The sequence below is a fragment of the Streptomyces sp. TBY4 genome (assembly GCF_024213195.1).
In the GTDB taxonomy this organism is placed as follows: domain Bacteria; phylum Actinomycetota; class Actinomycetes; order Streptomycetales; family Streptomycetaceae; genus Streptomyces.
On record NZ_JANAVF010000003.1, the window covers coordinates 86,834 to 98,688 of the forward strand.

Genomic DNA, 11,855 nt, shown 5'->3' on the forward strand with positions numbered 1-11,855 from the left:
ACCTCATGGCTACGACCACACCCACCGGTGTGCGGGAAGGCGGCCGGCCGGAGACCACGTCCGACGGCGCGCCCATGACGCACCCGCAGATCATGAAGGCGCTCTCCGGGCTGATGCTCGGCATGTTCGTGGCGATCCTGTCCTCCACGATCGTCTCCAACGCCCTGCCCCAGATCATCGGCGACCTCGGCGGCACCCAGTCCTCCTACACCTGGGTGGTCACGGCCGCCCTGCTCTCGATGACGGCGTCCACCCCGCTGTGGGGGAAGCTGTCCGACCTCTTCAGCAAGAAGCTGCTGGTCCAGATATCCCTGGTGATCTACGTCCTCGGCTCGATGGTCGCGGGCATGTCCCAGAACACCGGCATGCTCATCGCCTGCCGCGTGGTCCAGGGCATCGGCGTCGGCGGGCTCTCCGCACTCGCCCAGATCGTCATGGCCGCGATGATCTCCCCGCGCGAACGCGGCCGGTACAGCGGCTACCTCGGCGCCGTCTTCGCCGTCGCCACCGTCGGCGGTCCGCTGCTCGGCGGGGTCATCACCGACACGAGCTGGCTCGGCTGGCGCTGGTGCTTCTACGTCGGCATCCCGTTCGCCGTCATCGCCCTGATCGTGCTCCAGCGCACCCTGCACCTGCCCGTCGTCCGCCGCGAGGTCAAGGTCGACTGGCTCGGCGCCTTCCTGATCAGCGGCTCCGTCTCGCTCCTGCTGATCTGGGTGACCCAGGCCGGCGGCTCGTACGACTGGATCTCCTGGCAGACCTGGACGATGACCGGCGGCGCGCTCGTGCTCGGCCTGCTCTTCGTCCTCGTCGAGTCCCGGGCGAGCGACCCGATCATTCCGCTGCGCCTCTTCCGCAACAAGACCATCAGCCTCGCCTCGGCGGCCTCGCTCTTCGTCGGCGTCGCCATGTTCTCGGGCACCGTGTTTTTCAGCCAGTTCTTCCAGCTGGCCCGCGGCGAGTCCCCGACGATGTCCGGAATCCTCACGATTCCGATGATCGGCGGGCTCTTCGTCTCCTCCACCCTTTCCGGTCAGGTGATCACCAAGACCGGCAAGTGGAAGGCCTGGCTCGTCTCCGGCGGTGTGCTCCTGACGGCCGGACTCGGCCTGCTGGGCACCCTGCGGTACGACACCCCGTACTGGCACATCGCGATCTTCATGGCGCTGACCGGCCTCGGCCTCGGCATGATGATGCAGAACCTGGTCCTCGCCGCCCAGAACCAGGTGGCCCCCGAGGACCTCGGCGCCGCCAGCTCGGTCGTCACCTTCTTCCGCTCGCTCGGCGGCGCGATGGGCGTCTCCGCCCTCGGCGCGGTCATGGCCAACCGGGTCACCCACTACGTCCAGGACGGTCTCGCCGCACTGGGCCCGAAGGCGGCGGCCCTGGGCCACGGCGGCACCGGCGGGGGCGGGATCCCCGACCTCGGCAAGCTGCCCGAGCCCTTCCGCACGGTCATCGAGTCCGCGTACGGGCACGGCGTCGGCGACGTCTTCCTCTACGCCGCCCCCACCGCGCTGCTCGCGCTGGTGCTGGTGGTGTTCATCAAGGAGGTCGCCCTGAGGTCGAAGCCCGCGGCCCACGAGCCGGCCGCCGCCTCCCCGGCGGAGTAGCCGCAGGGCCTACGGGGCTTCGGGCGCGGCGGGGGCCGCGGCGGCGGTGCGCCCGGTGTGGGCCTGGATGCCGGCGATCAGGACGTCGAGCGCGAGGCAGAACTCCCCCTCGGGCGGCCGCCGGACCGTGCCCCCGCAGCCGTGCAGGAACTGGGAGACGGCCAGCCGGGCCCCGCAGCGGGTGGCGTCCGGCAGGCCCGTGGCGTCCAGCAGCCGGTGCAGGGCGGCGTCGAAGGCCCGCGCGTGCGGGCCGATGTTCGGGTAGGCGGCGGTGAGCGGAGCCACCCACGGGTGGTCCACGAGCAGCCTGCGGTAGCCCCGGGCCAGCGAGCGGAGCCGGCCGGGCCAGCCCTCCGCGGGCGGCCCGGCCGGCTCCTGCTCTTCGCCCAGCTCGCCCAGCTCGCCCAGGGCGCTGTCCAGGGCGAGTTCGAGCAGATCGTGCTTGGTGTCGACGTACCAGTACAGGGACATCGCCGTCACCCCGAGCGCGGCGGCGAGCCGCCTCATGGAGAACCTGGCCAGCCCCTCGGCGTCCAGCAGCCGCACGGCCGCGGCCGTGATCCGCTCCCGGTCGAGTCCGGCGGGGGCCTCGCTGCGCCGCCGGGCGGGTGCGGCCTGACTCCCGGCCAGCCAGACGCTGGTCCGGGCCGTGCCGGAATCGGCCGGGGTGACCATGGAGGCGTCCTCCTCACGCGTGCGGGACCGGCCCGGAATGCCCGGTCCGCCCCCTTGATGCTAGGGGGTGGACCGGGGGTTCCGGCGGGGTTCCGACCGGCGTCCGGCTGGTTTCAGGAGGCCGTGGACGCCTCGGAGACCGGCGCGGTCAGGTCGTAGAAGGTGGCTCCGCCGATGGTGGTGGCCTTGAAGTTGGCCTGGACCCACGTCTGGATGGAGCTGCTCACCCCTCCTCCGGGGCCGCCCCCGCCACGGGCCGCCGCTGTGCCGTTCTCGGTCTCGCCGCCGGCGCCCGCGCCGCCGCTCTGGCCGATGAAGTAGTGGATCTTCCCGGCGCTGACGTACTCCTTGAACTGCTCCAGGGTGGGAGAGGGGTCGCTGCCGTTGAAGCCGCCGAGGGCCATCACCGGCCGCTCCGAAGCCAGCTGGTAACTCGCCGCGTTCTGCGAGCCGACGGCCGCCGCCGCCCACGTGTACCGGTCCGCGTCGGCGCGCAGCGCGGCCGTCGCCTCGGCACTGGCCTTCGTCCCGTTCAGCAGGCCGCCCATGCCGCCTCCGCCCATGCCTCCCCCGCCCGGACCGCCGCCGGCCGGACCGCCGCCGGCGCGGGCCGTCCGGCCGCCGTCGGTGGTGCCGTCGGCGCCGGGGACCTGGGTGCTGCCGCCCGCCTGCTGGCCCGGTGTCTGGCCTCCGGGGGCCGCTCCGCCCGGGGGCGTGCCCTGCGGTGCGGTTCCGCCGCCGCCGGGCATCCCGCCGCCGGGCATTGCGCCCCCGCCCGGCAGCTCGGAGCCCCGCATCATCCCGCCGGGGCCGCCGCGGCCTCCCGCGACCGCGGGGCCCGCCGTGACGATGGAGCCCGTGTGCGGGGTGGTCACCGTGGTCAGGCAGTACGCGAGGGGTCCGGCCAGGGCCACGCCCAGGCCGACTGCCGCCACGCCGAGTGCGGTACGGCGGCCCAGCCGCGCGGTGAACGGCAGCAGCAGGGCGGTGCCGAGTCCGGCAGTGAGGATCAACCAGCGCAACCACGGCACGTACTCCGCGGAGCGTCCGAGCAGCACGAACGCCCAGTACGACGTGAGTACGAGGGTCCCCGAGAGCGTGAGGGAGGCGGCCCGGCTGCCCCGCTCCTCCCAGAGGACGGCGATGCCCATGCCGACCAGGGCGGCCACGTAGGGGGCCAGGGCGACGGTGTAGTACTCGTGGAAGATGCCCTGCATGAAGCTGAAGACCACCGCGGTGATCAGCAGCGCACCGCCCCAGGCGAGGAAGGCCGCGCGGGCCATGCCCTCCAGGCTGTCGGTGGTCCGGCGGGCCCGCCAGGTGACCACGAGGCCCGCGACCAGCAGGATCAGCGCGGCGGGCAGCAGCCAGCCGATCTGGCCGCCGATGTTGGAGGAGAACAGCCGGTCGATGCCGGTCTCTCCCCAGCTCATGCCGCCTCCGCCACCGCCACCGGGGCCGCCACCACCGGCGGCTCCTTCGACGGCCGCGCGGCCTCCGCCTCCGACGCTGCCGGTCTCCTCGCCGTTGAGCCGGCCGAGGCCGTTGTAGCCGAGGGTCAGCTCCAGGAAGGAGTTGGTCTGCGAGCCCCCGATGTACGGGCGGGAGGCGGCGGGCCACAGTTCGACGACCGCCACCCACCAGCCGCCGGCCAGCACCATCGCCAGCGTGGAGAGCAGCAGTTGCCCGAGGCGCCTGCGCAGCCGGGTCGGCGCGCAGACCGCGTACAGCAGGGCGAGGGGCGGCAGGATGACGAAGGCCTGCAGGGTCTTGGTCAGGAAGGCGAAGCCGACCGCGACCCCGGCCCAGACGAGCCACTTGGTGTGCGCCCCGTCCAGGGCCCGGAGCACGCAGTACACGGTGACGGTCATCAGCAGCGTCAGCAGCGCGTCGGGGTTGTTGAAGCGGAACATCAGCGCGGCCACGGGCGTGAGCGCGAAGACGGCTCCGCTGATCAGGGCCGCGGCCGGGCCGAACTGACGGCGTACGGCGGCGTAGAGCACGGCGGTCGTGCCGACGCCCATCAGGGCCTGCGGGACCAGGATCTGCCAGGCACCGAGACCGAAGAGCCGGACGGACAGCATCATGGGCCACAGCGCGGCCGGCGGCTTGTCGACGGTGATGGAGTTGCCGGCGTCGGAGGAGCCGAAGAAGAAGGCCTTCCAGCTCTCACTGCCCGCCTGGACCGCGGCGGAGTAGAAGGAGTTGGCGTAGCCGGAGGCCCCCAGGTCCCACAGCAGCAGGACGGCGGTGGCGAGGAGCAGCCCGAGGAAGGCGGGGCGTTCCCAGCCGGGCCGCGCGGCGTGCGCCCGGGTCGCCCGGTGGGACGGGGCGGCCGGGGAGGGCGGATGGAGCGGTAGTGCTGCCGTCGTCATCAGGAGTGGTCCTTCGCGGGAGTGGTGCGCCGTTCGGGGAAGACCCAGGCGCGGAAAAGCAGGAACCGCAGCACGGTGGCGGCGAGGTTGGCGGTGATCAGGACGGCCAGCTCGGTGCTGTGCCCCGGCTCGGCGTTGGCGGCCCCGAGGGCGGCGAGCGATCCGCTGGTCAGGGCCAGTCCGATGGCGAACACCACGAGCCCCTGGGCCTGGTGGCGCACGGCGCGGGCCCGGCCCCGGACGCCGAAGGTGAGCCGGCGGTTGGCGGCGGTGTTGGCGACGGCGGAGAGCAGCAGCGCGGCGGCGTTGGCGAGCTGGGGGCCGGCGGCGGTCCGGGCCGCGGAGTAGAGGAGCAGGTAGAGGAGGGTGGACAGGACGCCGACCGCGCAGAAGCCCAGGAGCTGGCGGGCCAGCCCGCGCGGTACGCCGGGCAGGGCGGTGCGGTCGCGCGGGTCGTCCCCGAAGGGGCGGGCCAGCCGGTCCAGCGGCAGCGCGCCGACGGCCAGTGCCCTGCCCACCCGCCAGACGCCCTTGAGGTCCTCGGCTGCGGTACGGGCGATGTGCACGGTGGAATCGGGGTCGTCGATCCAGTCCACCGGGACCTCGTGGATCCTGAGCCCGGCCCGCTCGGCGAGGACCAGCAGCTCGGTGTCGAAGAACCAGCCGGAGTCCTCCACGAGCGGCAGCAGCCGGGTCGCGACCTCGCGCCGGATCGCCTTGAAGCCGCACTGGGCGTCGCTGAAGCGGGCGGAGAGCGAGGAGCGCAGGAGCAGGTTGTAGGCGCGGGAGATGAACTCCCGCTTCGCTCCCCGGACCACCCGCGAGGAGCGGGCCAGGCGGGTGCCGATGGCGAGGTCGGAGTGGCCGGAGATCAGCGGGGCGACCAGCGGCAGCAGGGCGTTGAGGTCGGTGGAGAGGTCCACGTCCATGTACGCGAGGACGGGTGCTTCCGAGTCGCCCCACACGGTGCGCAGGGCCCGGCCGCGGCCCTTCTGCTCCAGCCGGGTGCTGCGTACCCCGGCCACGGAGGCGGCTAGGGCGGCCGCGACCTCGGGGGTGCGGTCGGTGCTGGCGTTGTCGGCGATGGTGATGCGGAAGGGGTACGGGAAGGTGCGGGTGAGGTGCTCGTGCAGCCTGCGCACGCAGGGGCCGAGGTCCGTCTCCTCGTTGAAGACCGGGATCACCACGTCGAGGACGGGCTCACCCGGTACGGGCGCGAGGGGCGCCCGTACCGGGAGCGCTCCGGGAGAGGTGTCGGTAGGCATGCTCCGACCCTCCCGGGCCGGGCTGTCACCGCTGTGTGCTGACCCTGTGGCCCGTCTGTGAGTGCGGCTGTACCGGGAGAGCGGCAGCGGAGTCGGCGAGGGGCAGCAGGACCTCGAAGGAGGTGTGGCCGGGGGTGCTGCTGACTCCGACCTGACCGCCGTGGGCCGAGATGACGGCGGACACGATGGCCAGGCCGAGGCCGGTGGAGCCCGCGGAGCGGGACCGGGAGGCGTCGCCGCGTGCGAAGCGCTCGAAGACATGGGGCAGCAGTTCGGGCGGGATACCGGGGCCGTCGTCCTCGATCCGGAGCCGGACGGCGGATGTTTCACGTGAAACATGAGCCGTGACCGTGGTGCCGGGCGGGGTGTGCGTCCGGGCGTTGGCCAGCAGGTTCACCAGTACCTGCTGGATCCTGGCCGGGTCGGCGTGGACGGGCGCGGGCTCGTCGGGGAGTTCCAGGCGCCAGTGGTGGTCGTGGCCGGCGGCCCGGGCGTCGCTGACGGCGTCCACGACCAGCGGGGCCAGATCGGTGTCGCAGGTGGACAGCGGGCGGCCCGCGTCGAGCCGGGCCAGCAGCAGCAGGTCCTCCACCAGCCCGGTCATACGGGTGGCTTCGGACTCGATCCGCCCCAGGGCGTGCCGGGTGTCGGGGCCCTGCTCCTCGCGGCCCCGGCGGGTCAGTTCGGCGTAGCCGCGGATCGAGGCCAGCGGGGTGCGCAGCTCGTGACTGGCGTCGGCGACGAACTGCCGGACCCGGGTCTCGCTCTGCTGGCGTGCGGTCAGGGCCGAGGAGACGTGGCCCAGCATCCTGTTGAGGGCGGCGCCGACCTGCCCCACCTCCGTCCGGGGGTCGGCCTCGGCGTCGGGGACCCGCTCGTGGAGGGCGGGTTCCCCGCTGTGCAGGGTGAGTTCGGAGACCCGGGTGGCGGTGGCGGCGACCCGGCTCAGCGGGCGCAGGGCGACGGCGACCAGGGCCTGTCCGGCGAGGGAGGCCGCGATCAGCCCGGCGAGGGTGACGAAGACCTCCACCGCGATCAGGGTGTGCACGGTGGAGTCGACCTCGGAGAGCGGGAAGCCGAGCACGATGCCCGCGTCGGGCGAGGTGAGCACCCGGTAGGCGCCGAGGCCGGGCAGGTACAGCTCGACGGGGTTGCCCGGACGGCCGTGGGCCTCCTTGCGGGCAGCCCCGGCGAGGACGGATGCCTGCTCCGCGGTGAGGGGCGGATACCCGCCGGACCAGGACCCGGCTCCGGCCCCGGAGCCACCGAAGCCGACGGCGTCGGCGCTGCGCTCGCTGCGCACGCTGTCGACGACCTTCCCGGCGGCGTCGAGCCGGACCCCGGTGGCCCCCAACGGGGATCCGGGGCCCAGGACCACGCCGAGCTTGTTCTCCCGGGCGGGCTTGCCCGGCGCGCCGGGCCGGCTCGCCACCTCCACGGAGACGCGCAGCTGTTCGTCGACCTTGTCGGTCAGGTACGAGCGCAGCGCGACGGTGGTGACGGTGCTGATGGCCGCGCCGACGACGGCGATGAGGGCCACCGCCGAGACGACGAGCCGGGTCCGCAGCGACCAGGGCCGCCGGCTCCGGCCCGCGCGGCGGGGCGGCCGGGTCTCGCCGTCCGCCACTAGTCGGCCGGCTTGATCAGGTAACCGGCGCCGCGCCGGGTGTGGATCATCGGCGGGAGGCCGGTACCACCCTCCAGCTTGCGCCGCAGGTAGGAGATGTACAGCTCGACGACGTTGGCCTGGCCTCCGAAGTCGTACGACCACACCCGGTCCAGGATCTGCGCCTTGCTCAGCACCCGGCGCGGGTTGCGCATCAGGTAGCGCAGCAGCTCGAACTCGGTCGCGGTCAGGTGGACGTCCTGACCGCCCCGGGTCACCTCGTGGCTGTCCTCGTCGAGCCGCAGGTCGCCGACCTGCAGCACCGACCCTCCCCGCGCGGCCTGCGCCGCCCCGGAGCGCCGGACCAGGCCGCGCAGCCGGGCGACGACCTCCTCCAGGCTGAAGGGCTTGGTGACGTAGTCGTCGCCGCCCGCCGTCAGACCGGCGATGCGGTCCTCCACGGAGTCCTTCGCGGTCAGGAACAGCACCGGGACCTGCGGGAGCTCCCGCCGCAGGCGGCCCAGGACGGCCAGCCCGTCCATGTCGGGGAGCATGATGTCGAGCAGGACGACATCGGGCCGGAACTCCCGTGCCGCGCGCACGGCGCCCGCGCCGTCGCCGGCGCTGCGGACCTCGCAGCCCTCGTAGCGCAGGGCCATGGAGAGCAGCTCGGAGAGGGATGCCTCGTCGTCCACGACGAGGACCCGGCACGGGGTTCCGTCGGGCCGGACGAGGGCCGTGTGGTTGCCGGTGGACGTGGACGCGTGGGATGTGGTCGTCGCAGTCATGCGTACACGCTGGCCGACGCCCGTGAGAGGGCTCTTGCCTGAAGCTGTGAATTCCCTGAGAAACCCCGGGGGCCCCTCAGCGGTCCAGGTGGAACAGCCGGGCCCCGTTGTCGTGGCAGACGGCGCGCAGCCAGGGGTCGCCGAGGCCGAGGCGTTCCAGGGCGTCGAGCTGGTGCTCGTAGGGGTAGGGGATGTTCGGGAAGTCGGTGCCCAGCAGGATCCGGTCGCCGAGGTCGGCGAGCCGGCCGCGGTCCTGCGGCGGGAAGCCGCTGAACTGCTCCGAGAAGTCGGTGAAGGCCATGGTGGTGTCGAGGCGGACCTCGGAGTACCGGTCGGCGAGATCGAGGAAGTCGGCGTACTCCGGCATCCCCATGTGCGCGACGATCAGCGGCAGCCGGGGGTGGCGGGCCAGCAGCCGGGCGATCGGCTCGGGTCCGGTGTGCTTCCCCGGGACGGGCCCCGAACCGCAGTGCACGACCGTCGGGATCCCCGCCTCGGCGAGGAGCCCCCAGACCGGGTCGAGCCGGTCGTCGTTGGGGTCGTACCCGCCCACCTGGAGGTGCGCCTTGAAGACCCGGGCCCCCGCGGCGACGGCCTGCCCGACGTACTCCCGCACCCCGTCCTCCGGGAAGAAGGTCGCGGTGTGCAGACAGTCGGGGGTGCGCGCGGCGAAGTCCGCGGACCAGGAGTTGAGCCAGGCTGCCATGGCCGGCTTGTGCGGGTAGAGCATGGCGGTGAAGGCCCGCACCCCGAACTCCCGGAGCAGCGCCACCCGCTGCTCCTCCTCGTGCCGGTAGGTGATGGGCCACTCGACTCCCGTCAGCGGACCCACCGCGTCGAAGTACTCCCACACCTTGTCCAGGACCCGCTCCGGCATGAAGTGCGTGTGTACGTCGACCAGCCCGGGCACCCCGATCCGTTCCCGGAACGCCCGGACGGCCTCAGCCGTCTTCGCGGACAAATCCGTGGCTCCGCTCGACCGTCGCGATGTGCAGCGTGTAGCTCTCGTACCAGTCGGCGCGGCCCTGCCGCATCGCCGCCTGGTGCTCCATGTCCTTGCGCCAGAGTGCCAGGGACTCGTGGTCGCGGAAGTAGGCGACGGTGATGCCGAGCCCGCCGGGGGTGCGCGCGGACTCGTAGCCGAGGAAGCCCGGATTGGCGCTGACGAGCTCGGTCATCCGGTCGAGCGTCTCCGGATATCCGCTGTCGTCGGCGGTCCGGACACTGGTGAACACACTCATGACATAAGGCGGTTCGAAGGCCTGCACAGGCTGGATGGTCATGCCCACCACCCTCTGCGGCCGGTACGTGGCATGTCCACTGGAAAACGGCCCGGACAGCCAAAGGGATCCAAGTTTTGACCTTGCTCCCTTCCCCTCCCCTCCCTCCCCTCCCCTCCCCTCCCGATCGCCCTTCCCGATCCCCTCAGAACAGCCCGTCCTGCGCGGCGGTGTCCCGCCCGGGAACCGGGATCGCCGCCACGGGCACCTCGGTGACGGCGTTCTCCCCAGGCGCCACCAGCTCCCACCCCGCGAGCAGCCGGGTGTCCACCACCAGCCCGTCGGCGAGGTGCAGATCGGGCCCGGCCGCCCCGACGAGCCGGCCGGCGACGGTTCCGCCGGGCACCATCTCGGTGATCACCCGGGCAGGGACGGGAAGCGCGTCGAGCCCGAACACCCCGGCGTGGTCGGTCACCTCGCACTCCAGCCGCTGCAGCGACTCCGGCCACCCCTCCAGCCCGGCCGCCCGGGCATGCAGGGCCGCGACCTCCGCCGCCCGCTCGGGCCCCGGCGGCAGCTCTCCCCGTACGGACCGCTTACGGGCATAGGCGATCCGGTCGGGCACTCCGAGCGCGGCCCGCAGCAGCTCCTCGGTCCGGCGGGCGGCCATCAGCGGCCCGCGGCCCAGCCACGCCCAGGCCACCGCGCCCTGCTCCAGCAGCCGGGCGGACCCGCGCTCCTCGGCGGTGATGCCGACCTTGACCAGCCCAGCCCCGAACCAGGCGAGGTACACCCGGTAGGTCCGCGGATCACCGGCATGGGTGTCGGCCGCCACCGAGAAGGAACGGTCCAGTCCGGCGCACTCGGGGCACTGCGCGTTCCCGGCCCGCCCTGGCACGGTCCGCCCCGTCGGGCACGGCGTCCGCCGTCCGGCCCGCCGGATGCCGGTGCAGTGGCGCTCGCCCCGGGCGGTGAAGGCGAGCGGCTGCCCGTACCCGAGAAGGCTGGTGCGCTCTCCCCGCCCCGTCCCCTGCCCGTACCACCCCATGGCGGGCCGCCCGTCGATCCACCGGAGGCCGGTGCACCACCAGGTCACAGGGGGAGCGGTCGTCGAACAAGGCCGATGTCGCCCACCGAACGTCCTCCTCCGCCTCTGCACGCCCTCACGGAGACGCTATCCGGCTAGCGGGCGACGAACTGCGTCAGGATCGCCTGCACCTCGTAGATGTCGACCCCCTTGGTGAAGGTCTTCGCTATCGGCGCCGAGCTCCCGGAGAGCCATATCTTCAGCTCCGCGTCCAGGTCGAAGTGGCCGGCGGTCTCCACCGAGAAGTGCGTGATGCTCCGGTAGGGAATCGAGTGGTACTCCACCTTCTTGCCCGTGAGCCCCTGCTTGTCGATGAGCACGAGCCGCCGGTCGGTGAACAGGATCGTGTCGCGGATCAGCAGGTACGCGGCGTGCACCTGCTCCCCCTGCCCCAGCAGCCGCGCGTACTCGCGGTGCGCCGACGCCGGATCCACGGCGTGCGCGTTCCCGAACAGTCCCATGTGGCTTCCCCCTGCTTTCCGGTGAACCGTGACCCGAACCCTGTCGAGCCGATCTCCAGAAAACCGTAGCCGCGCACGATCTCACCCCGCGTCCCCCGCCAGAGCCATCCCACCCCTTAACCCCCCGGAGCCAGGCCTCATCACTGAGGAGGAGGGAGAGGCCGCGGAGGAGGCACAAGGACAACGCAAGAGGCCCCCCGGCGAACCGGGGGGCCTCTTGGGCTGTGCACTCGGCAGGATTCGAACCTGCAACCTTCTGATCCGTAGTCAGATGCTCTATCCGTTAAGCTACGAGTGCTTGGCGTTCCGGGGTTTTGCGCCCCGTTGGCCTTGCGAGAACAACAATACATGGACCTCGCCGGGACGCGAAATCCATTAGGCCTACCTGGCCTGACCTGCGGAAATGACCTGGAAGAAGATCATCCGGTTGGGTCCCGGGGTGTCCTCGGCTCATGTCCGCGCGGGCAGATCCCGCCATCTCCCGGACGCCGAACGGACCCCGAACGCACCGAAGCCCCGGTCCGCAAGGACCGGGGCTTCGTGAAGTGCGGAGGCGGAGGGATTTGAACCCTCGATGGGGGGTAAGCCCCAAACCGCATTAGCAGTGCGGCGCCATAGACCGGACTAGGCGACGCCTCCAGCACACCCCCGCGTACGAGGGTGCGTGCAGATGATGACACAGGCCAGGGGCCGGTCACCAATCCGCTCCCACGGTACAAGGAGGGCGGCCCGCAGAGCAAAGCCTTAAGCACCCCCGTCTGCGGA

Annotated in this window: 10 protein-coding genes and 2 tRNA genes; 1 reads left to right on the top strand and 11 read right to left on the bottom strand. The window is 72.6% G+C overall.

Annotated features, from left to right (window positions below):
• The first annotated feature begins 5 nt into the window (after positions 1-5).
• Positions 6-1,613: an MDR family MFS transporter gene (locus tag NLX94_RS08280; protein WP_254381960.1), complete on the top strand. Its 1,608-nt coding sequence runs from the start codon at positions 6-8 to the stop codon at positions 1,611-1,613.
• Between the two features lie 9 nt (positions 1,614-1,622).
• Here NLX94_RS08280 and NLX94_RS08285 read toward each other — a convergent pair whose 3' ends face one another.
• From NLX94_RS08285 to NLX94_RS08335, 11 genes are all read right to left on the bottom strand, one after another.
• Complete coding sequence (locus NLX94_RS08285) at positions 1,623-2,288, bottom strand: TetR/AcrR family transcriptional regulator (RefSeq protein WP_254381961.1); 666 nt, start codon at positions 2,286-2,288, stop codon at positions 1,623-1,625.
• 113 nt (positions 2,289-2,401) lie between these two features.
• Positions 2,402-4,663, bottom strand: coding sequence for a glycosyltransferase family 39 protein (locus NLX94_RS08290; RefSeq protein WP_254381962.1), 2,262 nt, complete (start codon positions 4,661-4,663; stop codon positions 2,402-2,404).
• On the bottom strand, positions 4,663-5,928 hold the full coding sequence (locus NLX94_RS08295) for a glycosyltransferase (protein ID WP_254381963.1): 1,266 nt from the start codon (positions 5,926-5,928) through the stop codon (positions 4,663-4,665). The genes NLX94_RS08290 and NLX94_RS08295 overlap by 1 nt, the downstream gene beginning before the upstream one ends.
• A gap of 25 nt (positions 5,929-5,953) precedes the next feature.
• Positions 5,954-7,555 (bottom strand): HAMP domain-containing sensor histidine kinase, encoded by a 1,602-nt coding sequence (locus NLX94_RS08300; RefSeq protein ID WP_254381964.1) that lies wholly within the window; start codon positions 7,553-7,555, stop codon positions 5,954-5,956.
• On the bottom strand, positions 7,555-8,322 hold the full coding sequence (locus NLX94_RS08305; RefSeq protein ID WP_254381965.1) for a response regulator transcription factor: 768 nt from the start codon (positions 8,320-8,322) through the stop codon (positions 7,555-7,557). Before NLX94_RS08305 ends, NLX94_RS08300 begins: the two co-directional genes overlap by 1 nt.
• A gap of 76 nt (positions 8,323-8,398) precedes the next feature.
• Positions 8,399-9,283 carry an amidohydrolase family protein gene (locus NLX94_RS08310; protein ID WP_254381966.1) on the bottom strand — a complete coding sequence of 295 codons (885 nt, stop codon included), beginning with the start codon at positions 9,281-9,283 and terminating at the stop codon, positions 8,399-8,401.
• A complete protein-coding gene (locus NLX94_RS08315; protein ID WP_254381967.1) occupies positions 9,264-9,605 on the bottom strand; it encodes an antibiotic biosynthesis monooxygenase in 342 nt (113 codons plus the stop codon). The genes NLX94_RS08310 and NLX94_RS08315 overlap by 20 nt, the downstream gene beginning before the upstream one ends.
• 142 nt (positions 9,606-9,747) lie before the next feature.
• A complete protein-coding gene (locus tag NLX94_RS08320) occupies positions 9,748-10,590 on the bottom strand; it encodes a DUF2797 domain-containing protein (protein WP_254381968.1) in 843 nt (280 codons plus the stop codon).
• 134 nt (positions 10,591-10,724) lie between these two features.
• Positions 10,725-11,090: a PH domain-containing protein gene (locus NLX94_RS08325; protein ID WP_254381969.1), complete on the bottom strand. Its 366-nt coding sequence runs from the start codon at positions 11,088-11,090 to the stop codon at positions 10,725-10,727.
• Positions 11,091-11,315: 225 nt separating this feature from the next.
• A tRNA-Arg gene (locus NLX94_RS08330) sits at positions 11,316-11,388 on the bottom strand.
• Between the two features lie 250 nt (positions 11,389-11,638).
• Positions 11,639-11,729: transfer RNA gene (locus NLX94_RS08335), tRNA-Ser, on the bottom strand.
• Positions 11,730-11,855: the final 126 nt, after the last annotated feature.